The sequence below is a fragment of the Mycobacterium ahvazicum genome (genome assembly GCF_900176255.2).
Taxonomy (GTDB): Bacteria; Actinomycetota; Actinomycetes; order Mycobacteriales; family Mycobacteriaceae; genus Mycobacterium; species Mycobacterium ahvazicum.
In genome coordinates this window covers 141,914-167,363 of record NZ_FXEG02000001.1, presented here as the reverse complement: position 1 = coordinate 167,363, position 25,450 = coordinate 141,914, and the positions used below count along the sequence as shown (strand labels likewise).

Genomic DNA, 25,450 nt, shown 5'->3' with positions numbered 1-25,450 from the left:
CCTGCGGTAGAAAGCGGAACTTAGCAGTGGTCGCAACCCGGTCGTGGACGCGGACGCGTGCCGGCACTTCACTGGACTCAGTCAGTGCGATCGCGTGAGGAGAAAGCCGTGCGCCTTGCCCCATTGCCGCCGACCGGTTTGACCGGCGCACAGCAGCTGCTGTACGCCGACATGCGAGCCGCGATCGACAGCGACTTCGGTGAACTCGTCGCCCATCGCAACGACGGTGCGCTGATCGGTCCGTTCAACGGCTGGCTGCACTATCCCCAATTTGGCTCGCCGGCTTGGGCATTCAACAGATCACTCTGGGAGCATGGCCGGCTGCCGGGCCGGGTCCATCAACTCGTCATCCTGGTCACCGTCGCGAAGTTCAAGGCGCGTTATGCGATCTACGGGCATGAGTACTTCGCCGAGCGCGCCGGGCTGCCCGAGGACAAGGTCGCTACCATCGCCGCCGGCGAACGCCCCGCCGATCTGACCCACGACGAGCGGGTCGCCTACGACATGGCCGCCGCCCTCAGCCGCGGCGGCGCCCTGCCCGAGACCACTTATCGCGTCGCCGTCGGATGTTTCGGTGAGCACGGGGCGGCCGAGATCGTATTTCTGGTGGGCTGTTTCTCGATGGTCGCCGTCACGCTCAACGCGTTCGACGCCGGAGTGCCGGGCCGCGACGAAACGGCCTGAAACTACCGCGCGGTACGACGCTCCTCAAGGTCCACGACCGGCGGATGTTGCTGGGCTTCGCTGATCGCCGTGGTCTCCGCGGTGAGCTTGTTGCCGATGACCTGGATCTGTCGCGCGCTCAGCGGAGACAGTGGGTGCACGGCGAGCATCATGGCGACGTGGCCGCGGTGGTCGAAAACCGGTGCGGCGATGGTCACGACGGGCTGTTTGCGGCGACCGGGGTTGTCGTCGGACAGGAAGCCGATCGTGGTGAACTCGACGAGCAGCTGGTCGAGGATATGGCGCACCGGGGTCGGCATCTCGTCGCTGTCCAGCGTGCCGACCACCTGGACGGCCTGCGCCAGCGCGGGCGTTGTCCAGTCGACGTCGAACCCACGCTCGCGGGTGTGCGCCAAGACGTGTTCCAGGCGCTGGACGCGATCGGCGTTGCTGCCCGCGCCGCGGCGAATCCACGCGCGCTGTTCCTCGTCGGTGTCCCAGGCGGCGAACGCGACGCCGAACGGCGGCGCGTAGGGGATTCGGTCGCCCGGTATCCCCGCCGGCTGGGTGGCGGGATCGCCCTCAAAAGCCGTGACTACCAACGAGTCACCGAACCGCTCGACCACCGAGCCGGCGTAGCCGACCTCGCGGGAAATTCGCAGCGCCGCCGACCGCGCGGCGTGCGCGAGCGGCCGAGCGGTATCCATTCGCGCACCCACGACGGCGAGCGCCGGGCCCAGCGAGAAGGTCTTGGCGAAGGGGTCGCGGCTCGCCCAGCCGCGATCGCACAGTGTCTTGAGGATCGCGTGCACCGTGCCCTGCGTCAGACCGAGTTCACGCACGATGTCGGAGAAACGCATCCGCGTGTTTCCGGACCGTGCCAGCAACTCGACGACATCGAGTACCCGCGCGGTCGGCGCCGAGGTGGATCCGCGAATGGCTTGACTCCTTTGCGACCGAATTCCTACAGTTATAGCGAACATTCGACAGATTAACTCGATTATTCGAGAAAATAGGTAGACGCTTTGCGCGCTGTGGTTTTGAGAGACGGTCGGCTGACGGTCCGCGAGACGGCCGACCCCGAGCCCGGGCCCGGTGAACTGCTGCTGCGCACGTTGAGCACCGCGATCTGCGCCTCGGATGTGCACTTCATGGACCACCCCGAGCTCGCCATCGACGATCCGACCGGACGCTCGTTGTACGACACCGATCGCGACATCGTGCTCGGTCACGAATTCGTCGGCGAGGTCATCGGGCACGGACCCGGCTGCTCGGATCAGTTCGCCGTGGGCACCCGGGTGACCTCGATACCGATACGCCTGGTCGACGGTGGCGCCGGCGGAGTGCGGATCATCGGCCAACACCCCGAGGCACCAGGGAGTTTCGGTGAGCTGCTGGTGGTTTCAGAGGCGGCGGCCAAGGCCGTCTCCGGTGACGTCGCCAGCGACGCTGTCGCGCTGGTCGACGCCTTCGCGGTCGGCGAGTTCTATGTGCGATCGGCAGACATCCAGCCGGGCGAGGTCGCCGTCGTCGTCGGTGCTGGGGCGATCGGCCTGTCGGCCGTTGCCGCCCTGACGTCCCGCGGCGTCGAACCGATCATCGTGGCCGACTTCAAGGCCGACCGCCGCGAACTCGCCCGAGCCCGCTTCGGCGCGCACGTGGTCGTCGACCCCGCGGAGAAGTCATGGGTGGACGCATTCCGAGAGGCTCGCGGCGAGCGCGGATTGCCCGGGCCGGCTGTGGTATTCGAATGTGTGGGCGCCGCCGGCCTGATTCAGAACATCGTCGAGTCCGCCGAGATGATGACCCGCATCTACTGTGCGGGCGGCTGGTACACCGGAGACACCCTGGACATCACCACCGCGACCCGCCAAGGCGTCACAATCCAATTCGGCGGCGGCCCGCATCCCCAGGACTGGTACGGAACCCTCGAGGCCGTCGCGGCGGGCACGCTGGATCCGCTCCCCAGCATCGGGAAGGTCATCGGCCTCGACGACGTACCCGACGCGCTGGACCTCGCCCGCCGATCCGACGGGCCGCCGCGCATCGTGGTCCACCCGAACGGAGACCCGAATTGAGGCAGGCGTGACCGAACGAGAAGACCGTCAGGACATCTGCGATCTATTGGTGCGCTACGCCACCGGGATCGATCGCCGCGACTGGCCGCTGTTTCGCACCGTCTTCACCGAAAACTGCGAGCTCGACTACGGCGAGATCGGCAGCTGGCACGGCGTGGACGAAGTGACCGAATTTATGGACACCACGCACGCCTTGGCGGGCCACACCCTGCATCGTCTGTCCAATCAGGCAGTCACACTCGACGGTGACAAGGCATCCGCCCGCACCTACGTCGATGCGGTAATCATGTTCGGCGACAACCAATCCGGTGTCAACGCGTGGGGCTTCTACGACGACGAGATCGTCCGGACCGCCGATGGCTGGCGCATCGCCCGACGCCGGTTCACGCAGGTTCGCATCACGACGTTCGGCCCGTAGGGAGCAATCATGACATTCGCCACGAAGTATGGCCCGTGGGCGCTGGTCGCCGGCGCCTCCGACGGCGTGGGTGCGGCATTCGCCGCAGGACTGGCCGAACGCGGCGTCAACGTCGTACTCGTTGCGCGCCGCCCAGCGGTGCTCGAGCAGGTTGCCGGCGAGATCGAATCCGAGACCGATGCCCAAACCCGCACTCTCGCAGTCGATCTCGCGGAGCGAGACGCGGCCGCCAAAGTGGTCGAAGCCACCAGAGACCTGGAGATCGGTTTCCTGGTGTACTGCGCCGGCGCGGATCCCAATTACCAGCCGTTCCTGGACAATCCGATCGGTGCCGCCGAGGCGATGGTCTACCGAAACTGCATGGTGCCGATGCAGCTGTGCCATCATTTCGCTCCGGCGATGGTCGAGCGGGGCAGCGGCGGTATCGTGATCTTCGGGTCCGGCGCGGGATTGGCCGGCGGACCCAACATGGTCGCCTATGGTGCGACGAAGGCGTTCGACATGGTTTTCGCCGAAGCGCTCTGGGCCGAGTTGCACGACAAGGGCGTTGACGTCCTGGGACTCATTCTGGGCAAGACCAACACTCCCGCCTTGCGCGAACTCGAATACAGCCGCGGCAACATCGGTTCGCCGGATGAGGTGCCCGCGGGTGCCGCCTCGGTCGACGACATCATCACGGAGGCCTTCGACAACCTGGCCAACGGCCCGACCTTGCTGGCAGGTGACGTCATGAAGGCCGCCGCACAATTCATGGCGTCCTTGACCCGCAAGCAGGCCGTCGAAATGTTCACCGCAGCCGCGGCCGCGGCGATGGGGCCGGATCGTTAACTGCCCACGGGTTTGACCCAGGTGATCAGCACGCGACCGTAGAGCAGCCGGCGAACCGTCGCCCCGGGCAGCGCCGTGCGGGCGTCGGCCCGAAGCCGACGCAGCGTTGCCGACGGCGGCCAGTTGATCGGCGCGGTGTGCTCCCACTTGCCCCTGACGCGATTCACAACCGCGCACGCCACCCACGACGTCAGGTGCCACACGCCGTTTCGCGGCGACGGCCGCACGAACGCGACCAAGCCCAGCGTGCCGCCGGGGCGCATGAGGTCGGCGAACCGGTGCAGTGCCGGACCGGTGTCGCCCAGATGATGTAGTGCGGCGTTGGACACCACCGCATCGAAGCCGGGCAGGTCCGCCGTCATCACGTCACCGTGCATCCATTGGACCGGCGCCGCGGCGAACCGGGCCTGGGCACGGCGCAGCACGGGAGCATCGACATCCAGCGCGGTGACCTCAGGGACTCGGCGGGCCAGCCGCGCGGCGAGGAAGCCGTCGCCACATCCGACATCGAGGACCCGGCGGGCGTCACGCGGAACCCCCGACTCCAGCAATGCGTCGTAGTGGATGTTGATGTTCCACGGCTGCCGTACAGACGCACCAGACACTCCCCCGAACCTAGCCCACCGCCCAAAGAGTTCCCGTAAGAGCACTAGATCGGTTTGCCACAATCTGAAGTTAGTCGAGCCTAACAATTTAGATTGATGCCTCTATCCAGCAAATATAGGCGAGCGATCGGCATCGATTGGCACTCTCATAACGTTGCTGGATAAGGGTAGGCAGGGTAACTTTGGCGCGCAGGTCAAGCCATGGCCGCGAGCCAGATTGCGATGAAGCCCGAGCGAAGGACGACGATGCTCGCCACTGACAGGCCCGCCGGCTCGACTCCGACGGCGGCGGCACGATCGCCGCGGCGGACGCTCCTCCGTTCGACGTTGATCACCGGCATCTTCGTTGCCCCCGCGGTCGTGGTCCGGATCGTCGGCCTGCATCCGGACCCGGTTGTCGCCCTGCTGATCTTCGGCGCCGCGGTGGTCTCGGCCAGTTTCCTGCTGGCCTGGGCCGCCGAGGCCGCGCAGATCGACGTCTCCGGCGGCCTGGCGATCGCGGTGCTCGCTATGGTCGCTGTGCTGCCCGAATACGCGGTGGACCTCTACTACGCGTTTGTGTCCGGTCACAACCCGGAATACACGCAGTACGCGGCGGCCAATATGACCGGATCCAATCGGCTGTTGATGGGCCTGGGGTGGCCGGTCGTGGTGCTGGTCAGCGTCGTCGCGGCGCGCCGGGTCGGTGCCGGCAAGAGCACCGGCCTGACGCTTGAGCCCGGCAATCGCGTCGAACTCGGATTCCTGCTGATCGCCGGACTGGCCGCGTTCGCGATCCCGGTCGGCGGCGAGATCCATCTCGCGATGGGGCTGGCACTGCTCGCCTGGTTCGGCTTCTACCTGTACAAGGTCAGCCACGGCGACGTCGAAGAGCCCGATCTGGTCGGTACCGCCGCCGCTCTCGGTGAGCTCTCGGACCGGACCCGCCGCATCATCGTCGTCAGCCTGTTCGCGGTGTCCGGCGCCGTGATCCTGCTGTGCGCCAAGCCCTTTGCCGACAATCTGGTCTCGGCCGGCACCGAGCTGGGCATCGACCGATTCCTGCTGGTGCAATGGCTCGCTCCGTTGGCCTCCGAGGCACCCGAGTTCATCATCGCGACGATCTTCGCCAGCCGCGGCAAGGGCACCGCGGCCATCGCCACGCTGATCTCGTCCAAGGTCAACCAGTGGACGCTGCTGATCGGATCGCTGCCGGTGGCCCACCTGCTGGGCGGCGGCGGCTTCTCCCTGGAGCTCGACTCCCGCCAGGTCGAGGAAGTCTTGCTGACCGCCAGCCAGACATTGATGGGCGTCGCGGTGATCCTGGCGCTGCGCTTCCGCCGCGCCGCCGCCTGGACGCTACTGGGGTTGTTCATCGTCCAGTTCCCGCTCACCTCCACCCCGGAGCGCCTGGTGCTGTGCGGTGTCTACGCCGCGATCGCCGTCGGCGGACTGGTCGTCAACCGCCGCTACCTGACGGCCACGCTGAAGGCGCCTTTCCTCGGAACGGCCGTCCGGCACTCCGGTCATCCGCACCACCTGGCAGAGGAAGCGGCGCTCCCGACGTAGGACGCGATCGTGGCTCGAAGGGCTGCGTATAACGTCGCGGTATGAATCGAGTCTCGGTGATCACGGGCGGCGCGGGCGGCATGGGTCTGGCCACCGCAAAAATTGTCGGCGCCGACCACACGCTGGTCCTCTGCGACATCAGGCAGGACCGGCTCGATAATGCGGCCGCCACCCTCCAAGACCTCGGGGTCACCGTTACCGCGATCAATTGCGACGTGACAGACCGGGATGCCGTCAGCGAACTGCTCGACACCGCGAACGGCCTCGGCACCCTCTCCTCCGTGATCCACACCGCGGGCGTGAGCCCGAGCATGGGCTCCGCCGAGTACGTGATGCGCACCAATGCAATCGGCACCGTCAACGTCAACGAGACTTTCTATGCCACCGCAGCCGAAGGGGCTGCGATCGTCAATGTGGCATCGATGGCGGCCCACATGCTGCCCGCGGAAATGATTCCGACGACCCAGTTCTCGTCGGCGCTCGAGGACGGCGGCGGCTTCTGGGACGCGATGATGGCGGCGTGTGACCCGATACCGGAGGAAGCTCGATCCGGCTACGCGTACGCGTTGAGCAAGAGTTTCGTGAAGTGGTACAGCCAGTCTCAGGCCGAGCGCTTCAACGCGCGCGGATTGCGCATCGTCTCGGTGTCTCCGGGGTCCATCGACACCGAGATGGGCCGGCTCGAGGAACAGGCTGGGGCCGGGGCGATGGTGGCCAACGCCGCCGTCCCGCGGTGGGGCAAGCCGGAGGAGATGGCCGAGCTACTCGCCTTCTGTGCCAGTGCCAGAGCGGGCTACCTCACCGGTACCGACATCCTCAACGACGGCGGGGTGATCGCCTCGATGACCGAGCGGGCCCGGGTGTCCGCCGGCAGCTGCTGACGCTCATTTCGCCGAAAGTCACGTGCTGCCAGCACTGCGCCAGTACCGCGCGCGATCAGTGTCGGGCGGCGTGGCGAAACATGCCAGTGTGGCTTCCCGCGGCTCGGCGCCCCAGCAAGGAAAAACGGTGCCGACCAGAGCCGGCGGCGCGGCTACGACCGGTGCTACCGCGGGCGCCGGCCAGCAGCACCGCGAGTCCGATCGCGGCCACCGCACCGACGACAATTCCGTAGAGAAACAGCGTGCCGGTCGACCCGGTGACGTGGTAGCCCAGCAGTGTGAAGTGATCGGTAAGCAAATGGGCCGATCCCGCATCGGCCAGCACCCCGGCGACGCCGACGACTGTCGCGGCAGCCAAGGCGATCAACCCGATGATGACAAACATGGCGAAGCACCTCCTAGTGCGGTGATGGATGTGCAGTTCCCTGGTTGCATAGCCGTCTGCCGACGCTGTAAACAAGGGCTCACTATCCACACATATTTCTCAGGGAGTCTGCGCTCCATGGCCCCACAGCCAACCGACCGTGATGGCGCACCGACCGCGGGACCACGCCGGCTGGGCTCGGAGACCAGCCGAGCATCGACCCTGCAGTCCGCACTGGGTATCGTCGACCGCGACGGTATCGATTCGCCGGACATGCCCTCGTACGAGAAACTGCACGGCCGCCGATGAGAAACGCGGTCGCGTCCGCGCGGGATACCCTGCGCACCCAATTGTGGCCGTTGCCATGCCTGGGAGTCGTCGCGGCAGTGGCAGCGGGAGTACTGCTGCCCCGGCTGGAGTCCCAGTGGAGTCGGTCGCTGCCGCCCTGGTTGAACGATGCGTTGTTCGGTGGTGATGCCGGGGCGGCCCGCACGCTGCTCGACGCGCTCTCCACCTCGCTGGTCACCGTCACGTCGCTGACATTTTCACTGACCGTGGTGACATTGCAGTTAGCCAGCAGCCAGTTCTCCCCGCGCCTGCTGCGCACCTTCACCAGCGACATCTTCGTGCAGTCAACGCTCGCCGTGTTCCTGGCCACATTCACCTATGCCCTGACCGTGCTGCGTGGGGTACGGAACAACGACGGAGTACCTAGGATCTCGGTGACGGTTGCCTTTGTTCTCGGGATCGCCAGCATGTTGTGCTTGGTGCTGTTTTTGGCTCATCTCGCCCGCAAAATCCGCGTGGAGACCATGTTGCGTGACGTCCATCAGGAGGCGCGCGCGACCCTGCGGCTGGCAACCACCCCTCGCGACTACGACGCCAACCGCCGCCCGTCGATACCGAAGACACCGGAGCGGGCGGTGTGCCTGAGTGCACCGTCCTCGGGTTTCTTGACCCGCATCGACCAAGCTGAACTGCGCTCTGCGGCGATTAAGGCGGACGCCTACGTGGTGATCGACTGTTACCCGGGTAGCTCTCTCGTGCAAGGGGTACCGATCGGGATGGCATGGGCGGACCACGACACGCTGGACGACGCGGTAATTGAACAACTGCAGCACGCCGTTGACAGTGCAATCAAAACCGGTCATGAACGGACTGCCGCCCAAGACGTCGGCTACGGCCTACGGCAGCTCGCTGACGTTGCGAACAAGGCGCTCTCTCCGGGCATCAACGATCCCACCACCGCCGTCCACGCACTCGGGCACATCTCCGCGCTGCTGTGTGAGCTCGCCGCCCGCGACCTTGGCCCCACCCTACTGCGCGACGAAGACCGAGTAAGAGTGGTGCTGAACCGGCCCGACCTGGCGGAGCTGCTCGATCTCTCGATCACCCAACCGCGCCACTACGGATCGGCCGACCTCATGGTCATGTTGCGGCTGTTCCGGTTGCTTGAGGAATTGGCCTACCACCTCGACGACACGGCGCCGATCCGCGCGCAACGGGACCGCCTGTGGGCCGACATCGCGCACTCCGACTTCGACAGCAACCAGAAATCCCAATTGGAGCGGGCGGCGCAACGAATCGAGCACGCCATCAACCATGGGGTTCAACGTCGGTGACGCGCATAAATCTCGCGCTGGGGAACTGAACCGCACCCCGCGGTGCGCGAACGGGGTGCGGGAGCGCCATTCGCCGCGTCAGAGGCCTCCGGAGTAGACGAAACGTGTTGCGGTACGGAGCTTTCGGGGACGCGAGGAGCCCTTTGGTGTTCGATCGCCGCAGACTCGCGATCACCAGATCTATCGCGGCCACGACCCCCTACGTATGCTGAGCGCATGCCGCAACGGGTGTTGCGTGACCGCTTGATCGACCTCGAAGTTCCGGGCGAAGATGTGGCCCGCGGCCGGGCGCTGCGCAAGTCCGTCCCACGACGCTCCCTCGCGCAGCTGACTCCCGCCTCGCAATCCGCGACCGAAATTCTCGTCGCCCAAAATGCCGGGCGGATAAGCGAACTCGTTCCGCTGCGGTTCGCCCGAATGCTCGCCGACCCGTTCGCCTTCTACCGGGGCTCGGCAGCGGTCATGGCGGCCGATCTGGCCGCGAGCCCGTCGACCGGGATCGAGATCATGTGCTGCGGTGATGCGCATATCTCCAACTTCGGCCTGTATGCCGCCCCGCATCGCTCGATCGTCTTCGACCTGAACGACTTCGACGAGGCCGCCGTCGCCCCGGCCGAGTGGGATGTCAAGCGCCTGATCACCAGCGCGGTCATCGGGGGCCGTCACGCCGAATACTCCGGCAAGGCCATCCGGCGTTGCGTCGAGCAGGCGCTGGTGGGTTACCAGCGCAGCCTGGAGGCGATGCTCGAGGAGATGGACGTCCTGGAGCGCTACTACTTGCGGGTGGAGCCCGAGCACTACACCGGGACGATGTCCAAGGGCCTGCAGGCGGTGATCCAGAAGACGATATCGCGGGCGCGTACCCGGACGTCGGCGCGAGTCTTCAAGCAAATCACCGAGATTGGGCCCGACGGGACGCCGCGCCTGCGGGAGGCGCCACCCGTGCTGCAACATGTCGACGAGGACGTCGAGGCCCCGCTGGTGGAGTCGATTCAGGAGTATCTGACCGCGGTGCCTGCCGACGTCGCGCTGCTGCTGTCACACTTCCGGGTCACCGACGTCGCACTACGCGTGGTTGGTGTCGGCAGCGTCGGGACCCGTTGCTACCTGGTCATACTGGTAGGCCCGAACGACACGCCATTGATCCTGCAGATCAAGGAGGCCACCCGTTCAGTGCTCGACGAACACGGCGGGTGGCCTCAGCCCGAGAGCCTGACCGCGGCGATCGAGGCCCATGGCCAAGGGGTGCGCGTCACCGATGGGCAACTGATCCTGCAGGCCATGTCGGACGTCTTCCTCGGATCGACCCGCAAGGACGGCCGCGATTATTACGTCCGCCAGTTCCACGACATGAAGGGCACCATCGAGACCGAGGGCATGTCGCCGTCCACGTTTACCGATTACGTGACCGCGTGCGCGGTGCTGTTGGCGCGGGCGCACGCGCAGAGCGCGAATGCCTCGATCCTGCGGGGCTACGTCGGCACCAGCAATGGGGTGCACGAAGCGGTCGCCGAATGGTCGTACGCCTACGCCGATAAGTCCCTCGACGACTTTCATCAACTGCGCGCGGCGGCCGCGGCCGGCGAGATCGAGGTTGCCGAGGATCCCGCGCGATAGCGCCTGGCCTCGACGATATCAACGAAGCCTACCGCGACCTAACCGCCGGTGAATTGATCTGCGGCATAATTGATTTCGGCCCCGGATAGCCGTCGCGGAGCAACGCCGGTGCGGTGCAGCCAGTCGCGGGTTCGCAGCCGCCAGGTCCGGCGCGCGTATTCCAGTTCGGTGTAGGGCCATTGCGTGACGATCCGGCCGGTAGGTGACCGAAAGTAGCTGTCACACTGAGTCCAGATGGTGCGCTCCAAGTCGGCCGAAAGCAGTTCGTTGTACCGTTTTTCGGCCTCGGGACGCACCTCGAGATAGCCGCCGCGCCGCGCCAACCGGGTGACCGCGCTGGCCACCAGCCGGGCACCGGCCTCGAGGATGTAGACGATCGAGTTGCCGCCCTGGTTGGTGTTGGGTCCGTACAGCATGAAGAAGTTCGGGAAGCCGGCGACTGCCGCGCCCAGGTACGCGCTGGGGTCCTCCCCCCAGCGTTCGTGCAGGTGCTGCCCGCCGGTGCCGATCACGTCAATCCCCGACAGGTAGCGCGACGTCTCGAATCCGGTGGCCAGCACGATCACGTCGACATCGACGACTCCACCCGCCGTCGTGACGATGGACGTTTCGGTGATCCGGTCGATCGGGTCGGTGACGAGCGCGACGTTGTCCTGCTGCAGCGCCCGGTAGTAGTCGTCGCCGAGCAGCACGCGCTTACAGCGGAACGGATAATCCGGCGTCAGGGCGCGCCGCAGCTGTTCGTCGGCCACGGTGCGCTCCAGGAACGAGATGGAGATCTGAGTGCGCGCGGCGACCACCGGGTCGTCGGCGAACGTCGCAGTGTTGTCATGCTGGAACTTCCAGATCTTCCAGCGGGTCCGCGGCACCGCCAATGGGTTGCGCCGGAACTCCGCCAATTCGGATGCGCTGTACGGACGGTCGTCCTTGGGAACCATCCACGGCGGAGTGCGCTGAAAGACCGTCACTTGTCCGGCGACCTTCGCCAGTTCGGGAACGACCTGGATCCCGCTGGCGCCGGTGCCGATCACCGCCACCTTCTTGCCCGCCACCGCCAAGTCGTGATCCCACTGTGCGGTGTGCATGACGAAGCCACGAAAATCTTTGAGGCCCATTATATCCGGCAGCTTCAACGACCCGAACAGTCCGACGGCGCAGACCACCACGTCGGCGGTCAGCGTGCTGGCGCGGCCATCGCGTTCCAGCCGGCACTGCCAGCTCCAGGTATCCGCATTCCATTCCACCGAGCGCACCCTGGTCTCGAGCCGTAGGTGACGGCGCAGGTCGAAATCGTCGGCCACCGACTCCAGGTAGGCGAGAATCTCGGGCTGCCGGGCGTAGGTCCGGCTCCAGGATCTGTTGGGCGCGAACGAAAACGAGTAGAGGTGGCTTTGGATATCGCAGGCGGCGCCGGGATAGGTGTTGCGCCGCCAGGTTCCGCCGACGCCGTCGCCGGCCTCGATGATCACCAGGTCGTCGATGCCGGCCCGGCGGCACGCCACCGCCGCTCCCAGCCCGCCGAATCCCGCGCCGATGATCGCCACCCTGGGCGAGCGTCGCCGCCGGGTCGCCGCGCGGGCCCGACCGAGCAGGTACTTCACGGGCCGGCTCGGCGAATGTCGAACCCGGCCAGATCGCCCTGTGCCCGCCAGGCCGTAAGGATGTCGGCGTATTCCGTTGGCGTGCCGAAGAAGAAGCTGCCCTGTCGGGTCTTCGCGTCGGCCTTACCCTCGCGGTTGTAGTAACCGGGCGTGCACGTCCTGGCGCGCTCGGCGGTCGCGGTCGAGCGCGCGACCACCGTGTCGACCCACGCGGCTTCGGCGGCGGGCGACGCCTCGACCTCGGTGGCGCCGTGCTCAAGAGCCCACGCGATGATCCAGGCGGCGTGGGTGGCCTGCACGTCCAGCAGGTATGGGAAATTCACCGTCAATCCCGCTTGCGAGATGCTCTCGATGAAGCAGTTCGGAAAACCGTTGGCGCACAGACCCTGAAAGGTTCGCACGCCGTCACTCCAGCGCTCGGTCAGGCTCACGCCGTCGCGCCCGATCAGCTCAAAGCCGGTGCGCCGGCTGTAATCGGTGCCGACTTCGAAACCCGTGGCGAAGATCAGGCAGTCCAACTCGTAGGGCACACCGTCGACGACGACGCCGGACTCGGTGATTTGCTCCACCCCGAGACCGCGAGTGTCGACCAGTGTCACGTTGTCCCGGTTGAAAGTTTGCAGGTAGTCGTCGTGGAAGCAGGGGCGCTTGCAGAAATAGCCGTACCAGGGTTTGAGCGCCTCGGCGGTGGCGCGGTCGGTGACGATCCCCTCGACTCGGGCGCGGATTTCCTCCATTTTGGCAAAGTCCGCGAGCTCGATATCGCGGCCACGTTGCTCCGGGTCCACCGACCCGTCTCCGTCGTGGCGCATCACCGGCAGCTTGCGGGTGATGCTCGTCCAGGCGTCGGCGACAAGGTCCTCGGGCGCCTGCCCGCCCGCGGTCAGGATCTGAAAGTTCTGGATGCGCCGACGCTGCCAGCCCGGCTGTAATGTGTTGACCCACTGCGGATCCGTAGCCGCATTGGCGCGCACATCGACCGACGAGGGGGTGCGCTGGAAGACGTAGAGGTGCTGCGCAGCGGCACCCAGATGCGGCACGCATTGGACGGCGGTCGCGCCGGTGCCGATGATGCCGACGCGCCGGCCGGCCAGGTTCTCCAGCTTCTTGCCGGTGTAGCCGTAATCCCAGCGGCTGGTGTGGAATGTGTGGCCGCGAAACGTTCCGATTCCGGGAATGCCGGGCAGTTTGGGTTTGGCTTGATAACCGTTGGCCATCGAGACGAACTTGGCCCGCATCTCGTCACCCCGGTTGGTACGAAGGATCCAGCGGGATTCACCTGACTCCCAACGTATCTCCTGTACGTCGGTGCGCAGGCACGCGTCGCGGTAGAGGTCGTATTCTCTTGCGATGCGCTGGCAGTGCGCAAAGATCTCGGCCCCCTGGGCGTATTTCTCCACCGGGATGTAGCCGAGTTCTTCCAGCAGCGGGATGTAGACGTAGGACTCGACATCGCAGGCGATCCCCGGATACCGATTCCAGTACCAGGTGCCACCGACGTCGGCCGCCCGGTCGATCAGCCGGACACTTTTCACGCCGAGCTCGCGCAGCCGCACCCCGGTCAGCAAGCCGCCGAAGCCGGCTCCCACGATCGCCACATCGACCTCATCGGTGCGCGGCTCACGGGTGAATTCCCCGTCTACCCAAGGATCTTCGGCGAAATGAGCGAAGTCGCCGGCGATCTCCACGTACTGGTCGATCCCGTCGGGCCGCAACCGGCGCGCGCGTTCCTCGGCATACTTGCGCCGCAGCGCATCGACGTCGAACGCGTACCCAACAGTTTCGGTCAAGACCCGACTCCGCTCTTCGTGCGTCGACTCTATAATCAATCGCTTGATCGTATCAAGGACTCGTCGGTTGCTCCTCGAACAAAGCGCCCCTGACCAGTACTTTCGCCGAGCTCAAAGCCGCGTGGTAGTCCTGCGGCGCGAGCGTGGCTGCCAGCTCCGTCAGGCCATAGACCAACGCGTAGATCGCGGCGACCACCGCCCGCGAATCCGGCTGACCACCCAGCTCGCCGCCCTGACAGGCGTCCTCGACGACGCCCTCGATGATCTCGCGAAATGCTTCGAACCCCGGGTTTTTCGGCTTCCCGCGGGCCTTCGGCCGCAGCGGCGCCGCACCGGTTTCGGCCCGGATCGCAAATTCGAAAGCGGCCAGGTCCGGATACTCACGCATCAATTGACCGGATTCGTCGAGCACCGCTTCGATCCGGTCGACGATGTTGCCCGGTCCTTCCGCGGCCCGGCGCAGCCGGGGCATGGCCGTGTCGGTTCTGGCCGCTACGGCTGCCTTGATCAGTTCGGACTTGTTCGGAAAGTAGTTGTACAGGCTGGCGCTGGTCATGTCGGCCATCCGGGCGATCTCACGGATCGTCGCCTTGGCGTAGCCGGCCCGCGCCACACATCTCATCGTCGCGACGATGATGCGGCGGCGGGTCTCTTCGCCGCTGGCGCCGACAGGGCGACCCAGCTGTGTCTTCGCTCGCATGGTTGCCCACCCTTCGACCCCGGGCGCAGTTCAACGTCGAATATATTTGACCGACCGATGAATCCGGAGGTGAGCGGCCGTGAACCTCGCGTTGGGGGAGTTCTCGCGCGCTATCGATTTGGCCGGCGTATTCGTCAACGCCGTACTCGGTGGCGTCGTGGCGCGCGAATTCCGCATGGACCCTGTGGGATTCGTTGCGCTCGCGATTCTGTCCGGACTCGGCGGCGGCTTGATCCGAGACACCCTGTTGCAGCACGGGCCGCCGGTGGCATTGACAGACACCCTTTACGTCGTGGTTGCGCTGGCCGGAGCGGCGGTCGCTTTTCTGATACCGCTGCGGGCGCGGGTCTGGTCGCTGACCTATCCGGTCGTCGATGCACTGGCGTTGGGCACTTGGGCGGTGGCGGGCGCGGTGAAGACATTAGCAGCCGGATTGTCCTGGCTCCCAGCCATTTTGCTAGGGACAATCAGTGCTGTCGGCGGTGGGGCGCTGCGAGACCTGGCGGTAAATCGCACTCCGGCCATCTTCGGGGGTAACACGCTTTACGCGACACCCGCGGTGGCGGCCAGTGGCACCGTGGTGCTGCTCTCCCGTTACGGTCAGGCGCCGCTGGGGGAATTGGCGGGAATCGTCGTCGGCTCGGGCCTGTGTCTACTGGCCCGGTGGCGGGGCTGGCGACTTTCAGAGAGTTTGACCACCGACTACTACTTAACACGGCGGAAGCGGGCGTGGCGCATCCGGATCGGCAGACGAGCGCCCCGCCCCGACGACCAGTGACTCAGCTCGGGCGCCCGGTGGGCGCGGACAGCGAGGAGACGCGCCGCCGGATCATCGCCGCGGCAATGCGCTGCGTCGCCGAAGTCGGCTACTCGCAGGCGACCATTCGCCAGATCGCCCGGGCCGCCGAGATGACCAGCGGCAGCCTCTATCACTACTTTCCGAACAAGTCCGAACTGCTCAGCGCGACCGGCGAGGAGATCGAAGCCATCGTCGCGCCTCGGCTGCGGGCGGCCGCCGCGCTGCACGAGAACGTCACCGACCGACTCGACGCGGTGCTCGATGAGTCGACGGACCTGGTCCGCGACTATCCCTACCTGACCGGGTTTTTGCGAGCACTGCGCGCCGCGGGCACAACGAGATCGCCGGGATCCAAGGCGTTGCACGACGTCGTGTTCGAGATCGTCGACGACGCCGCGCAACGCGGGACACTGTCCGGCGACACCGACACCCGGTCGACCGTCGAAGCGATCTGCGCGCTGACCCGGGGGCTCTCGGAGCAGGCGGACAGCTTGGCGCCGCAGACCTACCGAGCCGCCCTCGCTTCAGCCAAAAGCCTCATCCGGGGAACGCTGTTCACGCAACGCGTCGCCGAGCGTCCATAGCGCCACCCCGATCAGCACCAAGTCCTTCAGCAGGAACTGGCCCGGCAGTGCCGACAGCACGGGCAGACCGGCGGCGTGCGTCGAGACCACGCCGGGGGTGGTGAACAGAAAGCTCAAGGTTCCCAAGAACAGCACCACCGCTAGGGCGCTGCCGATCGCAGACACCCGCGGCCACACCGGACGCAACGCAATGAGTAGGGCAGCAACGATTTCCATCGTCCCCAGCCCGCGGGCGACGGTCGTGACGCTGAACACGTCGTAGACCCAACTCATCAGCGGGTTGTGTTCGATCAGCACCCGGGATTCCATCTTCACGTACTTGCCGAACCCGATCCAGGCCAAGACGACGGCCAGCCCGTACCGACTGATCAGGTGGCCCAAGCGAATCAGTGATTCCGAGAGCTGGTGGCGCGTTGCTGCGATGGGGGCGGCGCTGCGGGTCATCGATGTACGTCCTTCGGTGGGCGGGCTGGTCTTCCGAAGGGACCACGATTCAGGCTGCGATGGCGTTCACGATTTCCCCGCGTACCGGGCGCGCAGCTTGGCCAAAGTCGCTTCGATGCCGGACGCGTTGCCCTTCACGAACCCCATCCGCTCGTACTACTTCAGGCTGTTTTTGATGGGACCCGCGTCGCGGTAGTCGAAGGTCTCGGTGACCTTGGTCAGGGTCGGCGAGAGCGCTTCGAAGTCCCAACGCCAGCGGTGGCCCACCGGGTGTCGCCATTCGACGACTTCGTTCGGCTTCAGCGTGGTCATCGTGCTGGTGATGCGGTAGGGCACCCCGAACATCTTCATCTTGGTCGAAAACCTGGACCCGACAACCATTTCGGACGGTGTGGAGATGTTGTCGCAAACCGTGCCCGACCCGTCGAGCTCGCGGTGGCGCCTGGGATCGGCCGCAAGGGCGTACAGCTCCGAGGCCGGGGCGGCCACTTCGACCGATCGGCTCACTTGTCGGGGTCCTGCGTCGACAACGGTGACAGTCATGATGTCTCCTTTCGCCTAGCCGGAAGCCTAAACCCGCCCGGTCTGGTGGCTCCGGGATATTGGGGTCACCCCGGATCGCGGGTGAGGGATCGATGCCGGTCCGCCCACCAGACCGGGGTCCTCACCGGGGAGCCGACTGGGCAAACCCGACGACCTCGCCGCGCGCACCACGTTCTGCTCTTACCAGGAGGCCGGATGGAGCGCCGAGCAGGGGTTGGTACATCGGCGGCGGATCGCACCCAAGGCAATGATGCTCAACTGACCATCGCTGACATAATTCCCAGGTAGAGTCCCCGCCATGGGCGTGCTGCGCTTCATCTGGCAACGCGTGCTGGCGTTCGATCGGATCGGCTCGCGCATCCCGCAGCTGATCCAGATTTGGCTCACCGAGTTTTTCTTCGTCATGCCGTTGACGTTCTTCATCGGCAAAGTCATCGACATCCGTGGGGCATTCGGCGTGCCCGGAACGGGCGAACGGCTCGGCGGGGTGTTCTGGGGCGCGCTGGTGGTTTCGGTGGTCTTCGGATTCTTCTTCGTACGCTGCCTGGTTAGGCCCCGGGTGGTGGAGGGCTCGTGGACTCCGACGGTGCACGCCGACATCGGGGGGATGACCGTCTACGGCGGCAACCGCGCGTGGACGGTGACCTACCCGTTCCTGACCAGTCACCCGTCGTACGCATTGCTGCTGTTGATCACCGCGCCGATCCCGGCGGTGATGCTGGCCGCGACCACCAATCAGGGTGACAGCACGTTCTATTGGCGGGTCTGCGGCATCGTCGGCCTGGTCATCCTCGGCTGCATGGCGCTGGCCCGGATTCTGGCGTGGTACGTCTTTCGCCTCGGGCGCAACAAACTCGATGCGCGGCTGCTTGGCTCGCCGATCTCGCAACGCCGGCTCGGGTGGGAGATCGCGTGGAAGCCGGTGCTGGTGCTACTGGTGATGATGTACGCGATCGTCTGCATCCCGCTGGGCGCCATGTGGTTGAAAGAACAACGCACGATCGCCGCGCTGCCCGTCGTGACCGTCGCCGACACCGACCACCCGGGCGAGTACCGGCGGGTGAAAGGCACCGTGGCGTCCCAGCCCGTCTACTGGGCGCCGCGAGGCACCGGCCGCGGCGGCAATAACTACGCCGGCGCCGGGGTGTTGGTCACTCTGGCATCCGGTGGCGAGGCACTCCTGCTCGCCGAATCGCTCTCGGTGCCCGACTTCAGGGGCATGATGGCCGGCGTCCGCGGCGGTCAGCTCACGGCCAGCGGCAAAGTGGTCGACGCCATCACCGACATCCAGCGCAAGTACTACGGCTTCGATCTCAGCGCCTTCCCCGAGGCGCCGGCGGAGGGCCGGGTCATGCTGTTGTTGTCGCAGCCGTAGCGGACGGACGCCCCACCACCGACCCTCGCCTCGCCGAACAGGCAGAATCTCACGATGACACGTCTTGACGCCAATACCCCTTAGGGGTATATACGTGAGGTATGGCTTAAATACCCCCACGGGGTACAGGGAAGGAGCGTCATGACCACAAGCGCGGTCAGCAACCTGGAGTTGGACATCGCCGGGATGACGTGTGCCTCCTGCGCGGCCCGGCTGGAAAAGGCGCTGAACAAACTCGACGGCGTGACGGCGACCGTGAATTTCGCCCTGGAACGAGCCTCGGTCACCGTGCCGGCCGGATACGACCCTCAGTCGCTGGTTGTCGAGGTCGAAAAGGCCGGCTATAGCGCCGTCATGCCGCAATCGCATGCGGAGGCCGCCGGTGACGACCACGAGCTGGCTTCGCTGCGTAACCGCCTGATCGCCGCGATCGTGCTGGCCACCCCGGTGATCGCGATGGCGATGATCCCGGCATGGGAGTTCCGCAACTGGCAGTGGGCATCGCTGGCCCTGGCCGCGCCGGTCGTGCTGTGGGCGGGTTGGCCGTTTCATGCCGCCGCTTGGACGAACCTCAAGCACGGCGCGGCGACGATGGACACGCTGGTGTCGATCGGGACCCTGTCGGCGTTCCTGTGGTCGGTGTATGCCCTGTTCTTCGGGACGGCCGGCCACCGCCATCTGCATCACGGCTTCTCGCTGACCGTGACGCCGAGTGTCGGCGCCGGCGACATCTATCTCGAAGTGGCCGCGGGTGTGACGCTGTTCGTTCTGGCCGGCCGCTACTTCGAGACCCGGTCCAAGCGGCGGGCCGGCGCGGCGCTGCGCGCCCTGGTGGAGCTCGGCGCCAAGGACGTCGCGGTGCTGCGTCCCGATTTTCTGCGCCCCGACGGTGCGGGCATCGAGATCCGCATCCCCGTCGAGCAGCTCAAGGTCGGCGACGAGTTCGTCGTGCGTCCCGGCGAGAAGATCGCGACCGACGGGGTCGTCGTCTCCGGATCGTCAGCCGTCGACGCCTCCATGCTGACCGGCGAGTCGGTGCCGATCGAGGTGGGCGAGGGCGACGTCGTCACCGGCGCCACCGTCAACGCCGGCGGGCGCCTCGTCGTGCGCGCCACCCGGGTCGGCGCCGACACCCAGCTCGCGCAGATGGCCAGGCTGGTTGAGAACGCGCAATCGGGCAAGGCCAAGGTCCAGCGACTCGCGGACCGCGTGTCCGCGGTCTTCGTGCCGATCGTCATCGCGATCGCCGTCGTCACCCTGGTGGGGTGGCTGGTCGCCGGATTCCCGGTCGCCGCGGCGTTCACGGCCGCGGTCGCGGTGCTGATCATCGCCTGCCCATGCGCACTGGGCCTGGCCACGCCGACCGCGCTGTTGGTCGGCACGGGTCGCGCGGCCCAACTCGGCGTGCTGATCAAGGGGCCCGAGGTGCTGGAGTCCACCCGCAAGGTCGACACCATCGTTCTCGACAAGACCGGCACCGTGACCACCGGCAAAATGACGCTCGTCGACGTCATCGCGGCGCCCGGCACCGACCGGGCCGCGGTGCTGCGCTGGGCGGGAGCGCTCGAGAACGCCTCCGAACACCCGGTCGCCCAAGCGATCGCCAAGGCCGCCGCCGCGGAACTGGGCTCGCTGCCGGCGCCCGAGGGTTTCACGAACGTGCAAGGCAAAGGCGTACAAGGCACCGTCGACGGTCATGCCGTCGTCGTCGGCCGCGAAAGCCTGCTGGCCGATTGGGGGCAGTACCTCGACGCGGGCCTGACCCCCACCCTTTGCGAGGCCAAACTTCGCGCCGAGAGCGAAGGCAAGACCGCCGTCGCCGTGGGCTGGGACGGCAGCGCCCGCGGCATCCTGGTGATCGCCGACACCGTCAAGCCCACCAGCGCCGAGGCCATCCGGCAGTTCAAGCGACTCGGACTGACACCGGTCCTGCTGACCGGGGACAACCAGATCGTGGCCGACCGGATCGCCGGAGAGCTGCGGATCGCGCACGTCATCGCCGAGGTGCTGCCCGCCGACAAAGTCGCCGTGGTGCAGCGTCTGCAGTCCGACGGCAAGGTCGTCGCGATGGTCGGCGACGGGGTCAACGACGCCGCGGCCCTGGCCTCCGCCGATCTGGGCATCGCCATGGGCACCGGCACCGACGTGGCGATCGAGGCCGCCGACCTGACCTTGGTCCGCGGCGACCTGTGTGCGGCCGTCGACGCGATCCGGCTCTCCCGCAAGACGCTGGCCACGATCAAGATGAACCTGTTCTGGGCCTTCGGCTACAACGCGGCCGCGATCCCGCTGGCCGCGCTGGGCCTGCTCAACCCGATGCTCGCGGGCGCCGCGATGGCCTTTTCCAGCGTCTTTGTCGTCGGTAACAGCCTGCGACTGCGCTCCTTCACGAGCGCGATCCGTCCGGGCGATATGGGATAGTTGGTCTGGCCTACCGGGTTCCATAGCTTTAAGGTCTGCACGTTTGCCCCAATTCCTCGGACAACTGTCGTTGCTGCACGGCTGGCTGCCCCTCGCGACGCAAGTATTTGCGCTGCTGGTGGCGCTGATCGTGATCGACTGGCGCAGGCCGAGCTGGCTTCGCCGCGCGCTGCCCGTGGCACTGGTCGTCGCGGCCGCGGTCGCCGCGCTGGCCTACTGGTACATCGCATCGCTCGGGGTGGCCGGTGACCCGGCACCCAAGTCCCTGTGGCTGTGGATCGCGCTGAGCGGATTGACCGCCGCGGTGTTGGTGCTGGGCTGGAAGGGCGCCCGCTGGTGGCGACGCGGACTCGCGTTCCTGTCGGTCCCGCTGTGTGTGTTGTGCGCGGGCATGTCCTTGAACCTCTGGGTTGGCTATTTCCCCACCGTGCTCGCCGCGTGGAACCAGCTGACGTCCGAGCCGCTTCCTGATCAGATCGACCGGCTGCAGGTCACCGCGATGCAAGTCGCCGGAACCAAGCCGGACAAGGGTGTCGTCGTGCCGGTCAACATCGACTCCAACGCATCGCACTTCCCGCACCGCCAGGAACTCGTGTACCTGCCTCCGGCCTGGTTCAACACCAACCCGCCGCCCCGGCTACCGACGGTCATGATGCTCGGCTCGGCGTTCAATCTGCCTCGCGACTGGCTGGGGCCCGGCGGTGCCTTCACCGCCATCGACGGCTTCGCCGCCCGCCACCACGGTTTCGCCCCGGTCTTCGTGTTTCCCGACCCCACCGGCGCGTTCGACAACGACACCGAATGCGTCAACGGAAGCCGCGGCAACGCCGCCGATCATCTGACCAAAGATGTGGTGCCATTCATGGTGTCGAACTTCGGCGTCAGCGCCGACCGGGCGAACTGGGGCGTCGCCGGGTGGTCGATGGGCGGGACCTGCGCCGTCACCCTGGCCGTCATGCATCCGGAATTGTTCAGCGCCTTCGTGGACATCGCCGGTGACTTCCGGCCCAACATCGGCAGCAAGGAACAAACCATCGCCGAGTTGTTCGGCGGCAACCCGGCCGCCTGGGCCGACTACGACCCGCTCACCGTGATGACCCGGCACGGCCACTACACCGGACTGTCGGGATGGTTCGACATCCCCGCGCCACCCGGTGGGCACGGCGTCGCGCATGGCGCCAACCCCGCCCTGGTGAGTACCGCCGCGGCCAATCCGGAGGGACAGGACGCGGCCGCCCACGCGCTGTGCACGATCGCCGAGGCAAACGGCATCAACTGCGCGGTGGTGACCCAACCAGGCAAACACGACTGGCCATTCGCCGCGGAGGCGTTCGAGGCATCGTTGCCCTGGCTGGCCTCGACGCTGGGCACCCCGAATGTCGAACCGGTGCCGTTACCGCAGCGTGGCAGCGGGCAGCCGAACTGATCCCACAGCGCGTCGTCACCAACCCGTGACCTTCGCAGCTCTACGCCGTTTTCCCCGGGAATTCACAGCTGACCCTCCCGCCCCGAAACGGACATATTTGGGCTGGTAGTGGTACGGTTCGCTGCTGTGGATGCGGAGTTTGGCAGGAGAGGGGACCGGTACGCCCGGTCGCCTCGTCGCCACAGCACCGCAAACGAATCGGAGATGAAGCGTCGCCGTTTCCTCGGCTCGCTCGCCGCAGCTACGGTCGCGGCCGTCGGTGCGGCACGGCTGATCGTCGATCCGCAACCGCGAACCTTTGCTCAGGTGCCCCTGGATTCGATGCCGACCCCGGGACCCGCGGCGCCATCACCGGCGGGCTTGTTGCCGCCACCGCCGCTGAGTGCGCGGATCCCGCTACCGGGTGGCGGCGCACTGATGAAGCTTCCCGGCGACGGCGACCTGCTCGCGTTGACCCTCGATGATGGGGTGAACAGCGACGTGGTGCGCGCCTACACGCAGCTCGCCAAGGACACCGGCGTGCGAATGACGTTTTTCGTCAATGGGATCTACAACTCGTGGACCGACAACCTGGATCTGCTGCGACCGCTGGTGGAGTCCGGGCAGATCCAGCTCGGCAACCACACCTGGTCGCACCCGGACTTGACGACCGTGCCGCAGAGCAAGATCGAAGAAGAGCTCAAGCGCAATGACGAGTTCTTAAAGAAGACCTACGGCGTCGGGGCGAAACCGTATTACCGGCCGCCGTATGGCAAACACAACGCCGCCGTCGACGCCGTGGCGAACGAGCTCGGTTACACCGTGCCGACCCTTTGGTCAGGATCCTTGTCGGACTCCACACTGATCACCGAGGAGTACATCCTCAAGATGATCGACGAGTACTTCGTCCCGCAGTCCATTGTGATCGGTCACCTCAACCACCTGCCGGTCACGCATGTGTATCCGCAACTCATCGACACGATCCGTGATCGAAACTTGCGTACCGTCACGCTCAACGACGTGTTCTTGAGAACACCTTAGCGACAACGAAATTGGCCGCGACCATGCCTGATCCGCAGCGGCTTGGCGGGCTCGGCTGGGCGCGTCGCACCGGCGGGCGGCTGTCTGGAGCACAGCGACGGCGTCTGCTGCTCGCTACCGCGGCGGGCCAATGGACCAACGCGGTGGGCCGGGTCAAGCTGGCGCTGGGGCGAATTCCGGAGGCGGCCGCGCGCGTCGATCTGAACACACTGCGGGTACCGGACTCCAGGTTCGCGCGCGAGGCCGAACAGGCGTGCGCGGAATTGCCGCCGACGCTGCTGGGTCACTCCTACCGCACCTGGCTGTTCGGGCATGCCCTCGCGGCGGTCGACGGCTGCGAGCTCGACGACGAACTCTTCTACTGCGGGGCGCTCCTGCACGACTACGGCATCGTAAAGCCGACGCCGGAGCGCGATTTCACGCTCGGAAGCGCAGAACGGATGTTCGCCTGCGCCCAGGCGGCAGCAGTGGATGACCAGCGCGCGGACCTGCTGGCCGACGGCATCTGTGTGCATACGACACCGGGCATCACGGTCGAGGTCGACGGCGCGATGGGCTGTTACCTGCAGTGGGGCGCGATGGTCGACGGCGCCGGACTGCGCATCTGGGAGATCGCCCCGGGCAACGTTGCCGAGGTGTTGCGACGCTACCCGCGAGGCGATTTCAAACGCGAGCTCGTGGGCATGATGCGCGCCGAGGCAGCGGCGGTGCCGCGCGGACGCTTTGGGCTCCTGGTCCGCTGCGGATTGCCGCTAGCGGTGCGGATGGCGCCCTTCGACTCCTGAGGTCACCGCGGGGGGGTGGTCGCCAGCCGATCTGGCCGCTGCCTCAGCGTTAGCCCTGATCGTCTTAAGGGTGGCGCGCATGATGTGCGCGGCGAAGGGCCGGATCAGCCACCAGTACCGCAGGAAGTTCCGGCGTGCAGCGGGATCGGTTGTGGCAGTGCGGCATTGGTAGCTGAGTAGGGAGTGGCTGTCCCCGTAGGCTGCCACCGAGAAGTTAGCCCCGATTTTTGCCCACCCGGGTTCGGCGAAGGTGGTGAAATCTGCCGGCGTGACGTCGCGCCATTCGATCACCGGCTGCCAGAATTTTCCGATCGCGCCGAACGCGAATTCGCGGTTCGGCCGGTCGCCCAGCACCAGCCAGCCGGGCAGTTCGTTCTCACCAAGCACCAGGCGTGGTGGCGTGGGCACGGCCCGACCCGACAGGCGGGCCAGTAGGTTCCGGAGCCACATCGATGCCGCCAGCAGCGGCGTGCGCACGGTGAGCAGGTCCAGGCCTCTCGCGGCCCGGTAAGTGGTCGCCGGGTCAGCGGCTACGACAACGTGCTCATCGAGCATCGCGTCGAAAGCCGGAACCGCCGATTCGATCAGCATGCGTTCGGCGCCCATGGTTGACATGGTGCGATTGTCGATTCGGCCGGGGCCCGGGGCCTAGGGTCACTTGTCCTTTTCCCGAGGGACACTGGGCACCGCGGCGGACTCGGCGCGTCGCTTGATGCCCAACATCATCTTGCGGACCATCGCGAAATGCAGCGGCTCCCCCACCGTGTAATCGATGACCGCGCCGAATGCGCGAAGCAGCCCGGAGCCTCGCGGGGCCAGCAATCGCAACCATCCGGTGTCCCGCTCGCGAACCAGCAGGCGGGTGCGGTTGTCACTCATCGGCACGAGGACGAACGCCCAGGTTCCGATGACCAGAGCACGCTGGGGCTCGAGAACCGTCACGACACTGCCGATCCGTACCGATCCGATCGACCCGGTGTCGATCCGGTCGCCGACACGCAGGTCCTGGAGTTCGGGGTGGATGCGGGTCGCGGAACGGCGCCCTTCGATGTAATGCACGGTGCCGGCGAACACCCAACGCTCTACCCAGTCGTAGCTGTAGAAGCCCGCTCGGTAATCACCGATCTGCACCAGCCACGGCCAGATCTGCGCCGGCGCAGCATTGATCGTCACGGCCTTGGTGTGATGGCTCATGACGTCCCCGACGATGTCATCGCCGGGCAATCGCATCAGCCGCTCGGAAGCTGTAGCGCCCCAGTCCAACTGCGTCGGCCGGATCAACACGTCATAGCCGACCAGCCCGATAGCCGAAGCAACCCCCCACCTCATCGTGGAACA

Annotated in this window: 25 protein-coding genes and 1 pseudogene; 16 read left to right on the top strand and 10 right to left on the bottom strand. The window is 66.4% G+C overall.

What is annotated here, in order from left to right; translation table 11 throughout:
- Positions 1–108 precede the first annotated feature (108 nt).
- Positions 109–684, top strand: coding sequence for a carboxymuconolactone decarboxylase family protein (locus MAAFP003_RS00750; protein WP_096283567.1), 576 nt, complete (start codon positions 109–111; stop codon positions 682–684).
- 2 nt (positions 685–686) lie between these two features.
- Here the strand turns inward: MAAFP003_RS00750 and MAAFP003_RS00745 are convergent, their stop codons facing one another.
- Entirely contained in the window at positions 687–1,646 is a 960-nt protein-coding gene (locus tag MAAFP003_RS00745) for an IclR family transcriptional regulator (protein WP_096283565.1), read from the bottom strand.
- 51 nt (positions 1,647–1,697) lie between these two features.
- On the opposite strand from MAAFP003_RS00745, the gene MAAFP003_RS00740 reads away from it, so the two are divergent.
- From MAAFP003_RS00740 to MAAFP003_RS00730, 3 genes are read left to right on the top strand one after another with little or no spacing between them, the layout of a single operon-like run.
- Positions 1,698–2,741, top strand: a complete 1,044-nt coding sequence (locus MAAFP003_RS00740; RefSeq protein ID WP_096283563.1) for a zinc-binding dehydrogenase — start codon at positions 1,698–1,700, stop codon at positions 2,739–2,741.
- A 7-nt stretch (positions 2,742–2,748) separates the two neighbouring features.
- Positions 2,749–3,159, top strand: a complete 411-nt coding sequence (locus MAAFP003_RS00735; protein ID WP_096283561.1) for a nuclear transport factor 2 family protein — start codon at positions 2,749–2,751, stop codon at positions 3,157–3,159.
- A gap of 9 nt (positions 3,160–3,168) precedes the next feature.
- On the top strand, positions 3,169–3,987 hold the full coding sequence (locus tag MAAFP003_RS00730; protein WP_096283559.1) for an SDR family NAD(P)-dependent oxidoreductase: 819 nt from the start codon (positions 3,169–3,171) through the stop codon (positions 3,985–3,987).
- Here the strand turns inward: MAAFP003_RS00730 and MAAFP003_RS00725 are convergent.
- Positions 3,984–4,592 carry a class I SAM-dependent methyltransferase gene (locus tag MAAFP003_RS00725; RefSeq protein ID WP_096283557.1) on the bottom strand — a complete coding sequence of 203 codons (609 nt, stop codon included), beginning with the start codon at positions 4,590–4,592 and terminating at the stop codon, positions 3,984–3,986. The two genes, MAAFP003_RS00730 and MAAFP003_RS00725, sit on opposite strands and share 4 nt — an antisense overlap.
- Positions 4,593–4,838: 246 nt before the next feature.
- Here MAAFP003_RS00725 and MAAFP003_RS00720 point away from each other — a divergent pair, with 246 nt between their 5' ends.
- The gene (locus MAAFP003_RS00720; protein WP_096290786.1) at positions 4,839–6,140 is read left to right on the top strand and encodes a sodium:proton exchanger; all 1,302 of its coding nucleotides are present in this window, start codon (positions 4,839–4,841) and stop codon (positions 6,138–6,140) included.
- 41 nt (positions 6,141–6,181) lie between these two features.
- Positions 6,182–7,021, top strand: a complete 840-nt coding sequence (locus MAAFP003_RS00715) for an SDR family oxidoreductase (RefSeq protein ID WP_096283555.1) — start codon at positions 6,182–6,184, stop codon at positions 7,019–7,021.
- A gap of 55 nt (positions 7,022–7,076) precedes the next feature.
- Here MAAFP003_RS00715 and MAAFP003_RS00710 read toward each other — a convergent pair whose 3' ends face one another.
- Positions 7,077–7,406 carry a hypothetical protein gene (locus MAAFP003_RS00710; protein WP_096283553.1) on the bottom strand — a complete coding sequence of 110 codons (330 nt, stop codon included), beginning with the start codon at positions 7,404–7,406 and terminating at the stop codon, positions 7,077–7,079.
- Between the two features lie 117 nt (positions 7,407–7,523).
- Here MAAFP003_RS00710 and MAAFP003_RS29015 point away from each other — a divergent pair, with 117 nt between their 5' ends.
- The 3 genes from MAAFP003_RS29015 to MAAFP003_RS00700 all read left to right on the top strand — a co-directional run bounded on the left by MAAFP003_RS29015 (position 7,524) and on the right by MAAFP003_RS00700 (position 10,624).
- Positions 7,524–7,694 carry a hypothetical protein gene (locus tag MAAFP003_RS29015; RefSeq protein ID WP_165796268.1) on the top strand — a complete coding sequence of 57 codons (171 nt, stop codon included), beginning with the start codon at positions 7,524–7,526 and terminating at the stop codon, positions 7,692–7,694.
- The gene (locus tag MAAFP003_RS00705; RefSeq protein ID WP_096283551.1) at positions 7,691–9,007 is read left to right on the top strand and encodes a DUF2254 domain-containing protein; all 1,317 of its coding nucleotides are present in this window, start codon (positions 7,691–7,693) and stop codon (positions 9,005–9,007) included. The genes MAAFP003_RS29015 and MAAFP003_RS00705 overlap by 4 nt, the downstream gene beginning before the upstream one ends.
- A 216-nt stretch (positions 9,008–9,223) precedes the next feature.
- Positions 9,224–10,624 (top strand): DUF2252 domain-containing protein, encoded by a 1,401-nt coding sequence (locus MAAFP003_RS00700; RefSeq protein WP_096283549.1) that lies wholly within the window; start codon positions 9,224–9,226, stop codon positions 10,622–10,624.
- 38 nt (positions 10,625–10,662) lie between these two features.
- Here MAAFP003_RS00700 and MAAFP003_RS00695 read toward each other — a convergent pair whose 3' ends face one another.
- Genes MAAFP003_RS00695 through MAAFP003_RS00685 form a run of 3 tightly spaced genes read right to left on the bottom strand, consistent with a single transcriptional unit; the run spans position 10,663 to position 14,715 of the window.
- Complete coding sequence (locus tag MAAFP003_RS00695) at positions 10,663–12,168, bottom strand: flavin-containing monooxygenase (protein WP_096290785.1); 1,506 nt, start codon at positions 12,166–12,168, stop codon at positions 10,663–10,665.
- A 53-nt stretch (positions 12,169–12,221) separates the two neighbouring features.
- The gene (locus MAAFP003_RS00690; RefSeq protein ID WP_096283547.1) at positions 12,222–14,015 is read right to left on the bottom strand and encodes a flavin-containing monooxygenase; all 1,794 of its coding nucleotides are present in this window, start codon (positions 14,013–14,015) and stop codon (positions 12,222–12,224) included.
- A gap of 52 nt (positions 14,016–14,067) precedes the next feature.
- Positions 14,068–14,715 carry a TetR/AcrR family transcriptional regulator gene (locus MAAFP003_RS00685; RefSeq protein ID WP_096283545.1) on the bottom strand — a complete coding sequence of 216 codons (648 nt, stop codon included), beginning with the start codon at positions 14,713–14,715 and terminating at the stop codon, positions 14,068–14,070.
- A 79-nt stretch (positions 14,716–14,794) separates the two neighbouring features.
- Here MAAFP003_RS00685 and MAAFP003_RS00680 point away from each other — a divergent pair, with 79 nt between their 5' ends.
- Positions 14,795–15,493 carry a trimeric intracellular cation channel family protein gene (locus tag MAAFP003_RS00680; RefSeq protein WP_096283543.1) on the top strand — a complete coding sequence of 233 codons (699 nt, stop codon included), beginning with the start codon at positions 14,795–14,797 and terminating at the stop codon, positions 15,491–15,493.
- A complete protein-coding gene (locus tag MAAFP003_RS00675) occupies positions 15,490–16,098 on the top strand; it encodes a TetR/AcrR family transcriptional regulator (RefSeq protein WP_243393724.1) in 609 nt (202 codons plus the stop codon). Before MAAFP003_RS00680 ends, MAAFP003_RS00675 begins: the two co-directional genes overlap by 4 nt.
- Here the strand turns inward: MAAFP003_RS00675 and MAAFP003_RS00670 are convergent.
- Together MAAFP003_RS00670 and MAAFP003_RS00665 are read right to left on the bottom strand one after the other, a co-directional pair.
- Positions 16,039–16,542 (bottom strand): YkgB family protein, encoded by a 504-nt coding sequence (locus MAAFP003_RS00670; protein ID WP_096283541.1) that lies wholly within the window; start codon positions 16,540–16,542, stop codon positions 16,039–16,041. The genes MAAFP003_RS00675 and MAAFP003_RS00670 overlap by 60 nt on opposite strands.
- A 66-nt stretch (positions 16,543–16,608) precedes the next feature.
- Positions 16,609–17,085: pseudogene (locus MAAFP003_RS00665) on the bottom strand (SRPBCC family protein).
- 298 nt (positions 17,086–17,383) lie between these two features.
- On the opposite strand from MAAFP003_RS00665, the gene MAAFP003_RS00660 reads away from it, so the two are divergent.
- The 5 genes from MAAFP003_RS00660 to MAAFP003_RS00640 all read left to right on the top strand — a co-directional run bounded on the left by MAAFP003_RS00660 (position 17,384) and on the right by MAAFP003_RS00640 (position 24,112).
- Positions 17,384–18,460 carry a hypothetical protein gene (locus MAAFP003_RS00660; protein ID WP_096283539.1) on the top strand — a complete coding sequence of 359 codons (1,077 nt, stop codon included), beginning with the start codon at positions 17,384–17,386 and terminating at the stop codon, positions 18,458–18,460.
- 141 nt (positions 18,461–18,601) lie between these two features.
- On the top strand, positions 18,602–20,881 hold the full coding sequence (locus MAAFP003_RS00655; RefSeq protein ID WP_096283537.1) for a heavy metal translocating P-type ATPase: 2,280 nt from the start codon (positions 18,602–18,604) through the stop codon (positions 20,879–20,881).
- 43 nt (positions 20,882–20,924) lie between these two features.
- Positions 20,925–22,307: an alpha/beta hydrolase gene (locus MAAFP003_RS00650; protein ID WP_096283535.1), complete on the top strand. Its 1,383-nt coding sequence runs from the start codon at positions 20,925–20,927 to the stop codon at positions 22,305–22,307.
- Between the two features lie 204 nt (positions 22,308–22,511).
- On the top strand, positions 22,512–23,327 hold the full coding sequence (locus tag MAAFP003_RS00645) for a polysaccharide deacetylase family protein (protein WP_096283533.1): 816 nt from the start codon (positions 22,512–22,514) through the stop codon (positions 23,325–23,327).
- A 23-nt stretch (positions 23,328–23,350) separates the two neighbouring features.
- Complete coding sequence (locus MAAFP003_RS00640; RefSeq protein WP_096283531.1) at positions 23,351–24,112, top strand: HD domain-containing protein; 762 nt, start codon at positions 23,351–23,353, stop codon at positions 24,110–24,112.
- Here MAAFP003_RS00640 and MAAFP003_RS00635 read toward each other — a convergent pair.
- Both MAAFP003_RS00635 and MAAFP003_RS00630 read right to left on the bottom strand, forming a co-directional pair.
- The gene (locus MAAFP003_RS00635; protein WP_133160811.1) at positions 24,080–24,727 is read right to left on the bottom strand and encodes a hypothetical protein; all 648 of its coding nucleotides are present in this window, start codon (positions 24,725–24,727) and stop codon (positions 24,080–24,082) included. The two genes, MAAFP003_RS00640 and MAAFP003_RS00635, sit on opposite strands and share 33 nt — an antisense overlap.
- 39 nt (positions 24,728–24,766) lie before the next feature.
- Entirely contained in the window at positions 24,767–25,441 is a 675-nt protein-coding gene (locus tag MAAFP003_RS00630; protein ID WP_096283527.1) for an SRPBCC family protein, read from the bottom strand.
- Positions 25,442–25,450 lie beyond the last annotated feature (9 nt).